This is a genomic window from Micromonospora arida (genome assembly GCF_003857035.1).
Taxonomy (GTDB): Bacteria; Actinomycetota; Actinomycetes; order Mycobacteriales; family Micromonosporaceae; genus Micromonospora; species Micromonospora arida.
The window spans coordinates 1-15,433 of record NZ_QGSY01000235.1; the positions used below are offsets into that span (position 1 = coordinate 1).

Here is a 15,433-nt window from a genome sequence, read left to right on the forward strand (position 1 = left end):
GTTGTTGAGGGGTTGCGCGTCGTCGGGGGTGGGGCGGTCGCGGCGTAGCACGGCCAGCAGGTCGAGGCGGCCGAGTTGGCGGGCGACCCGGTCGACCACCCGCTCGGCGGCGGTCAGCGACCGCACCGACAACAGGCGGCCACGACTCTCGCGACGCAGCACGAAGTAGTGCACGGCAACGCGGACCTGACCCCGGTCGGCGGCGCTGGCCTGGGCGGTGCAGAGAACCATCTCGCGCAGGCAGTGGGCGAGGCGTTCGGCGAGCTCGAGCTCGGGGCCGTGCAGGCCTGCGCGGAGCGTGGCGAGGTGGCTGTCGACCTTGCGAATCAGCACGTCGGTGCCCGGTTCGACGGTGCGCTGCTCGCCGGCCATCAAACCCCCTCACCCCGGTTCGCGTTGCGAGTGAAGTTACTTTATGTTGCTCCTTGGAAGCAAGCAGTTAAGTGAGACTTAACGTATTAAGCGCACGTTCCACGCTTTTTGCCTTTCGCGGGCCCATTCCGTCGTGGGTCGCTCGTGGATGTCGGACCGGCGGGGCACGATGGACCGGTGACCGGGGCAGACGCAGACGCCGGCGCGGTGCTGGCCGGGTTCGGTCCGGCCACCCGTGCCTGGTTCGACAATGCCTTCGCCGCCCCGACCGCCGCGCAGACCGGCGCCTGGCGATCGGTTGCCGCCGGCCGCAACGCGCTCGTGGTGGCACCCACCGGCTCGGGCAAGACGCTCGCGGCCTTTCTCTGGTCACTGGACCGACTCGCCCGCGAGCCAGCACCGGCCGAGGCCCGCCAGCGGTGCCGCGTGCTCTACGTCAGCCCGCTCAAGGCCCTCGCGGTCGACGTGGAGCGCAACCTGCGCGCCCCGCTGGCCGGCATCCGGCAGGCGGCCACCCGGCTGGGCGTCGCACCGCCCGACATCACCGTCGGCATGCGCACCGGCGACACGCCCGCCGACGAGCGACGAGCGTTCGCCCGCACCCCGCCGGACATCCTCATCACCACGCCCGAGTCGCTGTTCCTGCTGCTCACGTCCGCGGCTCGCGACTCGCTGCGCGGCGTCCAGACGGTGATCGTCGACGAGGTGCACGCGGTGGCCGGCAGCAAACGCGGCGCCCACCTCGCCCTCTCCCTCGAACGCCTCGACGAGTTGCTGCCCGCCCCGGCGCAGCGCATCGGCCTCTCCGCGACCGTCCGGCCGATCGACGCCTGCGCGCAGTTCCTCGGCGGCGCCCGCCCGGTCGACGTGGTCCAGCCGGCCACCCCGAAGACCATCGAGGTCAGCGTGGAGGTCCCGGTGGAGGACATGACCCGCCTGGACGAGCAGGAGCAGCCACCGGAGGACGGCCTCGGCGGCCCCGGGCCGCGGAGGGCGTCGATCTGGCCGGCCGTGGAGGAGCGGGTCTTCACCCTTATCGGGCAGCACCGCTCGACCATCGTCTTCACCAACTCCCGGCGCAGTGCCGAGCGCCTCTGCGCCCGCCTCAACGAGCTGGCCGCCGAGGCGGTGGCCGCATCCGCGTCGGACGAGGGCGCGATCGGCGTACCGGAGGGGTTGCCGGCCGGCGACGACCCGGCGGGCGACGACGGCACGGCGTCCGGCGCGCAGCGCTGGGGTGGCCCCGCCGGTCCGGTGCGCAACCGGCCGCCGGCCGAGGTGATGGCCCAGTCCGGCGCGGCCACCGGCGCGCCGCCCGTGATCGCCCGCGCCCACCACGGCAGCGTCTCCCGGGAGGAGCGCAAGCACATCGAGGAGGCGCTCAAGTCCGGCCAGCTCCCGGCGGTGGTCGCCACCTCCAGCCTGGAGCTCGGCATCGACATGGGCGCGGTCGACCTGGTGGTGCAGATCGAGGCGCCGCCGAGCGTGGCCGCCGGCCTGCAACGGGTCGGCCGGGCCGGGCACCAGGTGGGCGCCGTCTCCCGGGGGGTGGTCTTCCCCAAGCACCGCGGCGACCTGCTCTCCTGCGCGGTGGTCGCCGAGCGGATGACCGAGGGCGCGATCGAGGAGCTGCACTACCCGCGCAACCCACTGGACGTGCTGGCCCAGCAGATCGTCGCGATGGTGGCGCTGGAGCCGTGGGCGCTCGGCGACCTGGCCGTGCTGGTCCGCCGGGCCGCGCCCTTCGCCGAGTTGCCCGACTCGGCGCTGCACGCCGTGCTGGACATGCTCTCCGGCCGCTACCCGTCGACCGCCTTCGCCGAGCTGCGCCCCCGACTGGTCTGGGACCGGGCCGCCGACCTGCTCACCGGCCGCCCCGGCGCGCAGCGACTCGCGGTGACCAGCGGCGGCACCATTCCCGACCGGGGTCTGTTCGGGGTGTTCCTGGCCGGCGCCGAGCGGGCCGCCCGGGTCGGCGAGCTGGACGAGGAGATGGTCTACGAGTCCCGGGTCGGCGACGTCTTCCTGCTCGGCTCGTCCTCCTGGCGGATCGAGGAGATCACTCCGGACCGGGTGCTGGTCTCGCCCGCCCCGGGGCAGGCCGCGCGCATGCCGTTCTGGAAGGGCGACCAGCTCGGTCGGCCGGTGGAGCTGGGCCGGGCCATCGGCGCCCGGGTGCGCACCCTGCTGCGCCAGACCGACGAGGCGGCTCTGACCGCGCTGCGCGACGGCGGGCTGGACGACTGGGCCGCCGGCAACCTGATGGCCTACCTGCGCGAGCAACGGGAGGCCACCCGCTCGCTGCCCGACGACCGCACGGTAGTGGTCGAGCGGTTCCGCGACGAGCTGGGTGACTGGCGGCTGGCCGTGCACAGCGTGCTCGGTGCCCGGGTCAACGGACCGTGGGCCCTCGCGGTGGGCCGACGGCTGGCCGAACGGTACGGGGTGGACGCCCAGGTGATGCCCTCCGACGACGGCATCGTGGTGCGGCTTCCGGACACCGCCGACGAGCCCCCCGGCGCCGACGTGGTGGTCTTCGAGCCCGACGAGATCACCCAACTCGTGGAGGAGTCGGTCGGCACCTCCGCCCTCTTCGCCGCCCGCTTCCGGGAGTGCGCCGCCCGGTCCCTGCTGCTGCCGCGCCGCGACCCGCGCCGCCGCCAACCGCTCTGGCAGCAACGGCAACGCGCCGCGCAACTGCTCGACGTCGCCCGTGAGTACGCGGACTTCCCGGTCACCCTGGAGGCCGCCCGGGAGTGCCTCCAGGACGTCTTCGACCAGCCGGCGCTGGCCGGGCTGATGCGCGACCTGGCCACCCGCAAGGTGCGGTTGGTCGAGGTGGAAACCAGCGCGCCGTCGCCGTTCGCGCGGTCGCTGCTCTTCGGGTACGTCGGCGCGTTCCTCTACGAGGGCGACGCCCCGCTGGCCGAGCGCCGCGCCGCCGCACTCGCCCTCGACTCCACGCTCCTCGGCGAGCTGCTCGGCCGGGTCGACCTGCGGGAGTTGCTCGACCCGGCGGTGCTCAGCGAGACCGACCGGCAGCTGCGGTGGCTGACCGATCAGCGCCGCCCCCGCGACGCCGAGGACGTCGTCGAGCTGCTGCGGGTGCTCGGTGACCTGAGCGACGCCGAGTTGACCGAGCGGGGGGTGCCGGAGACGTGGCTCAGCGAGCTGGAGGCCACCCGCCGGGTGCTGCGGGTCCGGGTCGCGGGCGAGCAGCGCTGGGTGGGCGTCGAGGACGCCGCCCGCCTGCGCGACGCCCTCGGCGTGGCGCTGCCGATGGGAGTGGCCGAGGCGTACCTCGCCCCGGTGGCCGACCCGCTCGGTGACCTGGTGGCCCGCTACGCCCGCACCCACGGGCCGTTCGCCGCCGCCAGCTGCGCGGCCCGGTTCGGGCTCGGGGTGTTCGTCGTCGAGCAGGCGCTGCGCCGGCTCGGCGCCACCGGGCGGGTGGTCTCCGGGGAGTTCACCCCGGATTCGGCCGGCGCGCAGTGGTGCGACGCCGAGGTGCTGCGGATGCTGCGCCGCCGCTCCCTCGCCGCGCTGCGCAGGGAGATCGAGCCGGTGCCGCCGCGGGCCCTCGCCACGTTCCTGCCCCGCTGGCAGCAGGTCGGCTCGTCCGCCCGAGGTGTGGAGGCGCTCGCCGCCACTGTGGAGCAGTTGCAGGGCACGGCGGTGCCGGCGTCCGCGCTGGAGCGGTTGGTGCTGCCCGCCCGTGTCGCGGACTACTCCCCCGCCCAGCTCGACGAGCTGTGCGCGAGCGGGGAGGTGCTCTGGGCGGGGTCGGGCGCGATCTCCGGGGGCGACGGCTGGGTCACCCTGGCGTACGCGGACACCGCGCCGCTGCTGCTGCCACCGCCGGACGAGGCGTTGACCCGCACCCCACTGCACGACGCGGTGCTCGACGCGCTCGGCGACGGGCAGGCGCTGTTCTTCCGACCGCTGGCCGACCGGGTCGGCTCGACCGACGACGCCGCGTTGACCGCTGTGATCTGGGACCTGGTCTGGGCCGGGCACCTCAGCAACGACACCCTCGCCCCGCTGCGCGCGGTGCTCGGCGCTGGCGGCGCGCACCGCTCCCGGCCGTCCGCGCCCCGCACCCGTTACCGGCGGCCCGGTCGGGTGGCGCTGCCGACCCGGGGTGGCCCGCCGACCGTCGCCGGCCGCTGGTCACGTCTCCCGGAGCGGGACCTCGACCCGACCCGGCGCGCCGCCGCGCTCGCCGACCTGCTGCTGGAGCGGCACGGGGTGGTCACCCGAGGCGCGGTGATGGCCGAGCAGGTGGTCGGCGGCTTCTCGGCGGTCTACCCGGTGCTGTCGGCGCTGGAGGAGCGCGGCGCGGCCCGCCGGGGTTACTTCGTCGAAGGGCTCGGGGCGGCGCAGTTCGCCGTACCCGGTGCGGTGGACCGGCTGCGCGCGCTGGCCGAGCCGACCGACGGAGCCCGGGGTCGGGGCGCGGTGGCCACCGTGCTCGCCGCGACCGACCCGGCCAACCCGTACGGTGCGGCGCTGCCCTGGCCGGAACGGGTGATCGACTCCGGCGACGGGGCCACCCCGGCGACCGGGCACCGGGCCGGGCGCAAGGCGGGCGCCCTGGTGGTGCAGGTCGGCGGTGACCTCGTCCTCTACGTCGAACGCGGCGGCCGGACGCTGCTCTCCTTCACCGACGACACCGACACGCTCGCCGCGGCCGGCAAGGCGCTCGCCGACGCCGTCCACTCCGGGGCGTTGGGCGCGATGTCGGTGGAGCGGGCCGACGGCGAGGCGGTGCACTCGTCGCCGCTGCGGGACGCGTTGACCGCCGCCGGCTTCCGGGCCACCCCCCGCGGCCTGCGCCTGCGCGGCTGACCCGTCAGTTCCGAGCCACCCTTGTGGGCCGGGCTTGCGCGGCCGCCTCTCGGCACAACGCGGACGAGCGCACGCCGATCGGTGCCCGATGCGCAACCGGCCAGCCAAGGCCGCGCCGAGGGCAATCCCGCACAGAGCCTGATGTCTGTGAGTCATCACGATGACTCACAGACATCACAGTCAAGTGAACGACATGCTTCGCACACGCCGACGGCTCAGCCCAGCCTGTCGAGGGCCTTCTCGTAGCCGGGGCGGTCGGCGGCCGGGGTCTTCGCCTCCAGGTAGTTCAGCACCACCGCGCCGCGCCGGTACGACTGGCCACCCCAGGTCTGCGCGATGTCACTGGCGCTGGTCTCGTCCGGGAAGACGTAGACGGTTACGGCGTCGGTGGCGATCAGCTCGGAACAGCCCAGGCCGAGGCCGTCCGGCCCGCAGTCGACCGAGCGATCCTTCGGGTGCGGCACCTTGAGGCCGGCGGCCCGGAAAGCGTCGATGACCTGCTTCGCGCCGGGCGCACTGGCCGGACGCTTGGGCAGCACCACCGGCGGCGGGCTGGCCGGCCGCCGCTGCGTCGTGCCCTGTGCGGCGGCGGAGGGCGGGGTCGCGCCGTCGGCACTGGGTGCGGCTTGGGGCGTCGGCAGACCGGTCGGGGCCGCCTCGGACGAGACGGACGGGGTCGCGGTCGGGCTGCCGTCGTCGTCACTGCCACAACCGGCGCTCAGTGCGACGGCGACCAGCAGGATTCCGACTGCGGGGAGGTTCCGAGTTGTCACCAGGGCAGTCTGCCCAACGTCTTCCCGCGGCGGGAGGGGCCGGTCGGCCACTGCGCTGTCCCGTATCCGCCAGCACAACGCGCGGGTCCACGAGCCTGCGCGCATGTCCGCCGTGCCCTGGATCTCGCTGACCACCGACTGTCGCGGTCGCAGTCAACGGCGGGCGGCCCGGGACCTCCTCGCGGCCTCCCCGGGGGACCTCCTGCGGGTATCGGGCTGATGTTCGACTGTGGAATGCTTCTCCGGTGGGTGAGCATGTGGTTCCTGTGGGCTGTCCCTGCTGTGCATCCCGAACCGGCGGGGGGACGTGCCCCGTCTGTTTCTGGACCGACGACGGCCAGGCCGACGCCGACGCCGACGCCGTCCGCGGTGGCCCCAACGGCGACCTGAGCCTCACACACGCCCGTCTCAACTACGCCGTCTACGGTGCCAGCCACCCGCGCTACCAGGACATGGTGCGCACGGCTCGCCCCGACGAGCGCCCCTGACGTTGACGGGGCGCCCGACGGGGTGAGCGTGGCTCAGCAGACCGGCACGCTGCCGCCGTACACGCTGGAGATGTACGCGTGGCTGACGTACTGGCCACTGGCCAGACGGTTCCAGCGGGTGGTGGTCCGGAAGGGGCCGGCGACCGACTGACCGGTGACGTAGCACTGGATCGGCACGTGGGCCAGGCGGGCGGCGAGGCCCCGCGTCGCGGACGACGTGCTGGCCCCGGTGCGGATGTTGAGCGGCCCGTCACCGACCACGCCGCGAGGCCCGCCACCGGTCCACAGGTAGGCGACGTCCACCCAGGCGTTGGTGGTCAGCCGCAACCCGTCCCAGAACGTGCCGTCGGCCAGGTCGACGCCGGCCGGGTTGAGCACGGTCCGCCCGAACTGGTCCCGGCCGCCGTTGTAGCCGGACTGGTACGCGGCCTGCGCCTCGGGCCGGCCCTGCGGCAGGTTCTTCCAGTTCTCCCGGACCGATGAGGGGTTCCAGTAGTCGTCGCGGGTGTTCCACGGCCCGACGTCCCAGACCGGGGCGTACTCGCAGCGGGAGCCGCTGGTGGTGCAGACCCGCACGGTGTAGTCACCGGTGTTGAGCGGGGAGAGCCCTCGCCGCGACGGCAGCGCCGCGAAGTGGTCTCGGGGTTGCACGGTACGGCCGTTGGCGGTCACCTCACCGACCAGCCCGATGCGGGTGGCGTACACCCGGTAGGTGCGGCCGGGCGTGGCGGCGGAGACGGCGGCGTTCGCGTCGGCGGTGAGCTGCACGCCCCGTACCGTCGCCGTGGCGCCGCCATCGGGGGCGGTGAGCACCACCCGGGTCTGCACCCGGATGACCGGCCGGTCGAAGACCGCGCCGGTGGTGGCCGCCCGCCACTCCGTCCAGCCGGCGGCCCGCCAGCCGCGGACCTGCGCCTCCACGGTCGCCCGGGCCGGAACCGCGGCGTTGATCTCGGCGCGGACCCGGGTGGCCGGCCGGGCGAGGGTGCGGGGAGCGGTCACCAGCATCCCCTCGGCGACCGCGCTGTGCGGGCTGCGGGCGCCGCGTCCGGTGGACCGGGTCTCCCGCAGGCGGAGGCCGGCGGCGGTACGCCGAACGTTGACATCGTCGCGGTCGACGATGGTGAGGTCGGCGCTCCACCGTTCGTCGCCGGGTGCGGCGGCGACGAGGGTGATCGGAGCGCCGCCGGACGCGGCCGGGGCAGGGCCGGTGGCGGGTAGGAGCGCTGCGGTGAGCAGGAGGGCGAGGGTGGCGATGAGGGCGACGGATGGGATACGACAACGCGGTCGCGTCATGGGCATTCTCCTCAGAACCCCCTGACCTTCGCATGTCAGGAGATCAGGAGGAACCTGAGTACAAATAGCGACACATGCGAATCTTGCTCGAAAGAGGGAGGATGGCAGGGTGCCCGAAGGCGACACCGTCTGGAACACCGCGCGCGTGCTGCACCGCGCGCTGGCCGGCGCGCGGATCACCGGCAGTGACTTCCGAGTTCCGCAGCTGGCGACCACGGACCTCACCGACTGGACCGTCCGCGAGTCGGCCAGCCGGGGCAAGCACCTGCTGCTGCGGCTCAACGCCCCGACCGGGGAGCACTGGACCCTGCACTCCCACCTGCGGATGGACGGCGCCTGGCGGGCGTACGCCCCGGGGGAACGCTGGAGCGGCCGGCCCGCGCACCTGATCCGGGCGGTGCTGCGCAGCCCCGGCGCTGTCGCGGTCGGCTACCACCTGCACGACCTGACCCTGGTGCCGACCGCCGAGGAGGACCAGCTGGTCGGCCATCTCGGCCCCGACCTGCTCGGCTCCGACTGGGACCCGGCCGAGGCGGTCCGTCGGCTCGCCGACCACCCGGAGCAGACCATCGGCGAGGCGCTGCTCGACCAGCGCAACCTGGCCGGCGTGGGCAACCTCTACAAGTGCGAGGTGCTGTTCCTGCGGGGCGTGTCACCGTGGACCCCGGTCGGCAAAGTGCCCGACCTGCCGGGCCTGGTGGCCCTCGCACAGCGGCTGCTCGCCGCCAACCGGGGCAGGTGGACGCAGAGCAGCACAGGCTCACTGCACCGGGGGCAGACCAGCTACGTGTACGGCCGCCGCGCCCAGCCCTGCCGCCGCTGCGGCACCGCGATCCGCAAGGAGGAGCTGGGCGAACGGGTCACCTACTGGTGCCCGGTCTGCCAGCCCGAGCGTCCGGGTCCACCGTCATCCGGCTGACCAGGCTCTCGCCTGACGGGATCAATGGCAGAAACGGACGATTGGGTAATTCCTAACCGGCCGCCGGAGTCGCATGCTGCGGTTGAGTGCTCACCGACCGTCAGCAGAGTGCCAAGGTCCCCCACGCCGGGGTGGCGGACCTCGCGCCCCGAACCGGGGAGAGTCATGGCGATGTTCCGCAGACTCCGCTCCACCTTCTTCGAGCGGACCACCCGCGACACCGACGCAGACGGCCGGGCGGGGTCCGTGCCGGCCCCGCGTACCGCCGAGGAGGCCGTTGTCACGGCGAGCCTGGACCCGGCCGTCGTGCCCCGCTACTTCGGCCCGGTGCCGAACTTCGCCCACAGCCCCCGCCCGACGCGGGACCCCGACGGGCAGATGGTGGCCGGGACCGGGCTGCGCAAGTTCGTCGACCCACTGCCCCTCCCGGGCCAGCCCGGCAGGGGCGACCTCGGCAGCCACCTGCCGGTGGCGGTGCCGGACACCATCAGCTATCCGGGCTGCGACTACTACGAGATCGGCCTACAGGAGTACGCCCAGCGACTGCACCGGGACCTGCCGGTCACCCGGCTGCGGGGCTACCGGCAACTCAACCCGGGCACCGACCCGGCCGGTCACAACACGGTGGCGCCTCCGGAGCGACCGTGGCACCTCGGGCCGATGATCCGCGCCCGCCGGGGTCGACCGGTCCGGGTGAAGTTCATCAACCAGCTCCCCACCGGTCGGTCCGGCGAGCTGTTCCTGCCGGTCGACGACACCGTCGAGGGGGCCGGCCTGGGCCCACTGGACGGACCGGCGCCGTACCCGCAGAACCGGGCCGTGCTGCACCTGGCCGGGGCGCAGACCGGCTGGACCAGCGCGGGCAACCCGGGGCAGTGGATCACCCCGGCCGGGGAGATCACCCCGTACCCGACCGGGCCCGGCCTGGCCCACGTGCCGGACATGCCGGCGCCCGGAGCCGGCGCCACCACGCTCTACTTCCCGAACGAGCAGAGCGGCCGGCTGCTGTGGTTCCACGACAACACCCTCGGCCTGGCCCGACTCACCGTCTACGGCGGACAACTCACGCTCTACCTGCTCACCGACCCGGCCGAGGACCAGCTCGTCGCCGACGCGGTGCTGCCGGCCGACCAGGTGCCGTTGGTGATCGAGGACAAGACGTTCGTTCCGGACGACACCCAACTCGCCGCCGAGGACCCGACCTGGGACCGGGAACGCTGGGGTGCCCGGGGCAGCCTCTGGCACCCGCACGTCTACCAACCCCGGCAGAACCCGTACCGGTCCGGCGGACGCAACCCCACCGGTCGCTGGGACTACGGACCCTGGTCCCGTAACTCCACCTCGGACGACGCCCGCACCGACGGCTGGGTGCCGAACCCGTACCACGACCCGGTCGGCGCGCCGGACGAGCCGCCGCTGAACCCCGGCGTACCGCACCCGGCGGCCGTTCCCGAGGCGTACGGCGACACCCCGCTCGTCAACGGCGTCGCCTACCCGTACCTGGAGGTGCGGCCGCGCACGTACCGGTTCCGGATCCTCAACGCCTGCCTGGACCGCAGCCTCAACCTCCAGCTCTACCGCGCCTGCTCGGACGCTGAAATGTGGACGGCCGACGGGGCGCTCGCCGACCCCGACGCCGGTGAGGTGCCGATGGTGCCCGCCGCACGGGCGGCGGACCGTCCGGCGGGGTGGCCGACCGACGGACGCGACGGCGGTGTACCGGACCCGCGCGCCGCCGGCCCGGAGTTCATCCAGATCGGCAACGAGGCCGGTCTCCTGCCTGCGCCCGTGGTGCTGCCGAACCAACCGATCGGCTACCGCTACGACCGGCTCGACCCGACCGTGCTGAACGTCGACGGACACACCCTGCTGCTCGCCCCGGGCGAACGGGCCGACGTGCTCGTCGACTTCTCCGCCGTGCCGCCGGGCAGCACGCTGATCCTGTACAACGACGCTCCCGCTCCGCTGCCCGGCTTCGACCCCCGCTACGACCAGCACACCGACGCCCCGGACCGCAGCGCCGAGGGCGGCCCACCCTCGACCGAACCGGGGTACGGCCCGAACACTCGCACGGTGCTCCAGTTCCGCGTCACCGGGACGCCCGAGTCGCCGTACGACCTGAGCCGGCTGCGCGATCGGCTGCCCCTGGCGTACGCGGCCAGCCAGCGCCCGCCGATCGTCCCGCAGCCGGCGTACGACCCGGCGTTCGGCACCCGGACCTCGGCGCAGACGACGGTGCCGGTGTACGCCACCACTGTGACGTTCACGCCGACGGCCGGCACCGGCCCGGTGACCCTGCCGATCGCGGTCAAGGCCGCACAGCAGATCTTCGAGCCGGACCACGGCCGGTCGGCGGGCCGGCTCGGCGTCGGACACCCGCACGCCGGGCCGCTCAACCCGACCACGCTGCCGCTCGGTGCGACCGACCCGGTCACCGAGGTGCTCTTCGCCACCGACCCCGCCGTGCCGGTGGGCGCCCCCACCGACGGCACGCAGCTCTGGCGGATCAGCGGCAACGTCCGGCAGACCGAGCCGTTGCACGTAGCCGGCTGCGACGTGCAGGTGATCAACCGGGTTGGCTGGGACGGCACGCTGCGACTCCCGCACGGCACGGAGCTGGGCTGGAAGGGAGTCATCCGGGTCAATCCCCGGGAGGACGTGGTGGTGGCGCTGCGCCCGGTCGCGCCGACCTTGCCGTTCAAGCTGGGAGACAGCGTCCGGCTGCTCGACCCGGGTCGCCCGGCCGGAGCGCGGACCGGGTCGACGCCGGTCAGCCCGATCGACGGGCGACCGGCCACGGTGGTCAACCAACTGGTCAACCTGGGCTGGGAATACCGCTGGCACAGTCAGCTCGCCGGCCACCGCGACGGCGGGATGAGCCGACCGCTGGTGCTGCGGGTGGCGCCGAAGGCGCCGACCGGGCTGACCGCCACACCGGTGCCCGGCTCGGCCACCGCGCTACCCGCGATCGCGCTGGCCTGGACCAGCAACGGCGGGCGACCGCCCGCCACCAGCCACCTGCTGCAACGGGCCACCGACGCGACGTTCGGCGGCGAGGTCACCACGATCACCGTCGCGGCCGCCGCCACCCGCTACACCGACGCGACAGTCACCCCCGGGGTGACCTACCACTACCGGATCCGGGCGGAGAACGCGGTCAGCTACTCGTCCTGGTCGAACGGGGTGCCCGCCTCGGTGCACCTGGCCGCGCCGAGCGGTCTGGTCGCGACGCTCCCGCCGGCCGCGCCGTTGCGGGTGGCGCTGCGCTGGTCGAACCGGTCCTTCGCCACCGGCATCGACGTGCAGCGGGCCACCAACCCGACGTTCACCAGCGGCCCGGGCACCACGGCGATCGGGGTCGGCGACAACCACCTGGACGCGACAGTGGCACCGGACACCACGTACTACTACCGGGTGCGGACCACCTACCTGGGCTCCGCCTCGGCATGGTCGACGGTCGCCACGGTGACCTCACCACCCGCGCCGGGAACCCCCAGCGCGGTGAGCGCCACCGCCAGCGCACCGGGGCCGGACACCGCGACGGTGATCCTGGCCTGGGAGGCGAGCACACCCGGCGGTGCGGGGTCCGGGTTCATCGTGCAGCGAGCACTCGACCCTGCCTTCGAGCAGGAGACGGCCACCTTCACGGTGACCGGCCGCGGCTTCACCAACACGGGGTTGGCCCGGGGCGTCACGTACCACTACCGGATCCGGTCGTTCAACGTCGTCGGCACCTCGCCGTACACCGTGCCGGTCCTGGTGACGACACCACCGTGACCGGCCCGGGGTCCGCGCGCGGTCGCGGTGGGGTACGTCGTCGGCGCGCGGTCTCTCGGCGCGTGCGCCGTCAGCGCGTCGGCGCGCGCAGCGGGGTGCCTACGGCCCGCAGCTCGGCGAGGGCCCCGGCGACCCCGTGCAGCAGGTCGGTCGCCTCGGTGAGCCGGTCGGCGGCCGGGTGGGCGGTCTCCGGTCGGGAGTCCTCGGCCAGATAACCGGCGGCGGCGACCACCAGTCGTTCGTACGCCGCCACCCCGCCCTCCAGTTGGGCGGTCAGCGCGGCGTGCGCCTCGGCCAGCGGCGGCCGGGCGTCGGCCGGGGCCAGCCGCAGCGCGCGTTCGACGCTGGCCACCCGCGCGGCCAGGTCACGCAGCGAGCGGTCGGCGGCAGCGGCTTCCAGCACCGCCGGCTCGGCCAGCCCGGTGAGCCGTGGGGCCATCCCGGCCAGGGTGAGCGCCGCCCGGTCCAGTCGGGCCCACTGTTCTCCGGCGCTGGTGCCGCGCAGCGCGATCCGGGAGCGGACCCGGCGCACCTCGGCCAGCACGCCCGGGCCGACCGGCAGCCGCTCGACGGCGGCGATCAATCGGGCCCGCGAACGGGCCGCCGCCTCGGCCGGGTCGAGCGCGGGAGGCGCCGGCTGGGCGGCCAGGGCGCGCACGTCGATCCAGCGCCAGGCGGCGAGCGCCACCGCACTGCCCGCGGCGCCGGCCCAGGCCGCGTCGGGCAGACCAAGGCCGGCGTACGGAGTCAGCACCACCGTTGCGCCGCCGAGCCCACCGGCCAGCACGCTCCACCGTCGGGCCGACCGGCGAAGCCCACCCAGCCTCCGGAAGTACCGTGTCCGCTCGTCTGCCACAGTGACCCCTTCGGTCCGGTCGTTCAGCCGGCGGCGGTCGGGTCGCCGGTGCCCCGCTCGCGAGCCATGCTGGCGCGCAGCTCGTCCAGCCGGGCGGCGGCTGTCGGGTCGTTGGCCGGGCCGGTCTTCTCGGCCTGCGGCACGGCCGGTCGCTGGGCCGCGCCGCCGAGCTGCTCCCCCGCCATGCTGGACCGGATCTGCTCAAGCCGGGCGGAGCCGGCCGAGTCGATCGTGGCCTTCTGAATTTCCAACATACGGCCCTCGACGGAGTTGCCGGCCAGTTCGGCGCGACCCATCGCGTTCGCGTAGCGCCGCTCGATGCGGTCGCGCACCTCGTCCAGCGACGGGGTGGTGCCCGGCGCCGTCAGCGACGACATCGACTCCAGCGAGCGGGCCACCGTCTCCTGCATCTTGGCCTGCTCCAGCTGGCTGAGCAGCTTGGTGCGCTCGGCGAGCTTCTGCTGGAGGATCATCGAGTTGTTCTCGACCGCTCGGCGGGCCTGGGCGGCGGCGCCCAGCGCCTGGTCGTGCAGGGTCTTCAGATCTTCGGTGGCCTGCTCGGCGGAGACGAGCTGGCTGGCCAGCGTCTGCGCGGACTGCTCGAACCGCACCGCCTCGGCCTCGTCGCCCTTGGCCCGGGCCTGGTCGGACAGCACCAGGGCCTGCCGGGCGTTGCCCTGCAACCGCTCGACCTCGGTCATCTGTCGAGACAGCTTCATCTCCAGCTGACGCTGGTTGCCGATCACCGCGGCAGCCTGCTGAACCAGCGCCTGGTGCTGCCGCTGGGCATCCTCGATGGCCTGCTGGATCTGCACCTTCGGATCGGCGTGTTCGTCGATCTTGGCACCGAAGAGCGCCATCAGGTAGTTCCAACCCTTGACGAACGGGTTCGCCATCTCCGCGGTATCCCCTCAGTAGCGTCGCTCCACCACCGTCGGACCGGCTGGACCGACCGACCGTAAACCGGCCGGTCTCCATCGTCCCAGCCGAACGCCAATGAGGCATCCGTACCGGGCGGTCGACAGCACCGGCGGCTCCTGCGAGCAACCCTACGCGGCCGGTGCCAGCTCGCCCATGGTCAACCGGATCGGCGGCTCAGGCCGCGCAGACCACGTCCCGGTCGCGCTCGGTCGGGCGGACCCGGGTGCTGCGCAGGGTGGCCTTGAGCGGCGAGTCCTGGCGGACCGAGACAGCGACCTTGCCGTCGGAGGTGACCTGCCGGACACCCCGGTTGGTGCTCTTGGGAGCGGCGTCGGCCGGCTCGTCCTGCATCGAGACGAGCACCCCGGGCATCTGCTCGGCGAGCGCCACGGTGTCGCTCACCTCACGCAGCAGCTCGGACAGGCGAGCGCCGAGGGCGTCGCAGATCGCGGCGAGCAGCTCGCTCGACGGCTCCTTGTGCCCCCGCTCGATCTCGGAGAGGTAGCCGAGGCTGACGTTGGCGGCGGTGGAGACCTCACGCAGCGTGCGCTGCTGGCCCTGCCGGCGCGCTCGCAGTGCGTCACCGATCACCCGGCGTAGCAGGATCATCGCACCTCCCCCTGAGGGATACCTCGCGCCCGCCGCTGGGCGGCCGGTCGCGGCGGACCGCGCCGACCCCGAACGTCGGAGCCTTCCCGCAACCGTACCCGTTGCGGGCCCGGCCGACATCCCGCCCCGCCCGTCGGTTCGTCGGGACGGGCTCACCGGGGCCCGCCGCCGTCCCTGTTGCGTCGGCTCGGGTGGCTCCGACCGCTTCGGCGCTGGCGTCACGAGGCTGCGGCGGCGAGCCGCTCGGAGAGCAACCGCAGCGCCTCGACCACCGCCCCCGCGCGGACATGGTCCCGCCCGCTGCCCAGGTCGAGCTGGCGGACCTCGCCACCGTTCGGACCGGCGACCGCGACGTAGACCAGGCCCACGGGTTTCCCGTCCTGCGGCTCCGGGCCGGCGACCCCCGTGGTGGCCAGCCCCCAGTCCGCGCCGCACCGCTGCCGGCCACCCTCGGCGAGCGCCGCCGCCACGTCCGGGTCCACCGGCCCTCGCTCGGACAGCAGGTCATCCGGTACGCCAGCCAGGGTCGCCTTCAGCTCGGTGGCGTAGACCACGAGCCCACCCCGGTAGACCC

11 protein-coding genes are annotated in these 15,433 nt (G+C 74.1%); 4 read left to right on the forward strand and 7 right to left on the reverse strand.

The features are described from left to right. Nucleotides 1-372: hypothetical protein (locus DLJ58_RS23940; protein ID WP_124859494.1), on the reverse strand; the 372-nt coding region annotated here is incomplete at its 3' end. Between the two features lie 144 nt (nt 373-516). On the opposite strand from DLJ58_RS23940, the gene DLJ58_RS23945 reads away from it, so the two are divergent. Continuing rightward, nucleotides 517-5,220, forward strand: coding sequence for an Lhr family helicase (locus DLJ58_RS23945; protein ID WP_425271338.1), 4,704 nt, complete (start codon nt 517-519; stop codon nt 5,218-5,220). 215 nt (nt 5,221-5,435) lie between these two features. On the opposite strand, the gene DLJ58_RS33885 is transcribed toward DLJ58_RS23945, so the two are convergent. After that, nucleotides 5,436-5,993 (reverse strand): hypothetical protein, encoded by a 558-nt coding sequence (locus DLJ58_RS33885; RefSeq protein ID WP_158629624.1) that lies wholly within the window; start codon nt 5,991-5,993, stop codon nt 5,436-5,438. 266 nt (nt 5,994-6,259) lie between these two features. Between DLJ58_RS33885 and DLJ58_RS23960 the strand changes: the two genes are divergently transcribed. Beyond that, nucleotides 6,260-6,481 (forward strand): CPCC family cysteine-rich protein, encoded by a 222-nt coding sequence (locus DLJ58_RS23960; protein WP_124859512.1) that lies wholly within the window; start codon nt 6,260-6,262, stop codon nt 6,479-6,481. Nucleotides 6,482-6,514: 33 nt separating this feature from the next. Here DLJ58_RS23960 and DLJ58_RS23965 read toward each other — a convergent pair whose 3' ends face one another. Further along, nucleotides 6,515-7,777 carry a hypothetical protein gene (locus DLJ58_RS23965; RefSeq protein ID WP_124859500.1) on the reverse strand — a complete coding sequence of 421 codons (1,263 nt, stop codon included), beginning with the start codon at nt 7,775-7,777 and terminating at the stop codon, nt 6,515-6,517. A gap of 109 nt (nt 7,778-7,886) precedes the next feature. Here DLJ58_RS23965 and DLJ58_RS23970 point away from each other — a divergent pair, with 109 nt between their 5' ends. Together DLJ58_RS23970 and DLJ58_RS23975 are read left to right on the forward strand one after the other, a co-directional pair. Further along, nucleotides 7,887-8,696: a DNA-formamidopyrimidine glycosylase family protein gene (locus DLJ58_RS23970; protein WP_124859502.1), complete on the forward strand. Its 810-nt coding sequence runs from the start codon at nt 7,887-7,889 to the stop codon at nt 8,694-8,696. Between the two features lie 165 nt (nt 8,697-8,861). Next, nucleotides 8,862-12,473: a hypothetical protein gene (locus DLJ58_RS23975; protein ID WP_124859504.1), complete on the forward strand. Its 3,612-nt coding sequence runs from the start codon at nt 8,862-8,864 to the stop codon at nt 12,471-12,473. Nucleotides 12,474-12,543: 70 nt separating this feature from the next. On the opposite strand, the gene pspM is transcribed toward DLJ58_RS23975, so the two are convergent. The 4 genes from pspM to DLJ58_RS23995 all read right to left on the reverse strand — a co-directional run. Next, nucleotides 12,544-13,329 carry a phage shock envelope stress response protein PspM gene (gene pspM, locus DLJ58_RS23980; protein ID WP_124859506.1) on the reverse strand — a complete coding sequence of 262 codons (786 nt, stop codon included), beginning with the start codon at nt 13,327-13,329 and terminating at the stop codon, nt 12,544-12,546. Nucleotides 13,330-13,352: 23 nt separating this feature from the next. Then, nucleotides 13,353-14,225, reverse strand: a complete 873-nt coding sequence (locus tag DLJ58_RS23985) for a PspA/IM30 family protein (RefSeq protein WP_124859508.1) — start codon at nt 14,223-14,225, stop codon at nt 13,353-13,355. Nucleotides 14,226-14,424: 199 nt separating this feature from the next. Continuing rightward, a complete protein-coding gene (locus DLJ58_RS23990) occupies nt 14,425-14,859 on the reverse strand; it encodes a helix-turn-helix domain-containing protein (RefSeq protein ID WP_124859510.1) in 435 nt (144 codons plus the stop codon). Nucleotides 14,860-15,077: 218 nt separating this feature from the next. After that, a partial coding sequence (locus DLJ58_RS23995; protein WP_148098004.1) for a CinA family protein occupies nt 15,078-15,433 on the reverse strand: 356 nt, incomplete at its 5' end.

Excerpts from the sequence above, each read along its gene's own strand:
- DLJ58_RS23975 (WP_124859504.1), top strand. The coding sequence starts at position 8,862 with ATGGCGATGTTCCGCAGACTCCGCTCCACCTTCTTCGAGCGGACCACC.
- DLJ58_RS23990 (WP_124859510.1), bottom strand. The coding sequence starts at position 14,859 with ATGATCCTGCTACGCCGGGTGATCGGTGACGCACTGCGAGCGCGCCGG.
- DLJ58_RS23985 (WP_124859508.1), bottom strand. The coding sequence starts at position 14,225 with ATGGCGAACCCGTTCGTCAAGGGTTGGAACTACCTGATGGCGCTCTTC.
- DLJ58_RS23965 (WP_124859500.1), bottom strand. The coding sequence starts at position 7,777 with ATGACGCGACCGCGTTGTCGTATCCCATCCGTCGCCCTCATCGCCACC.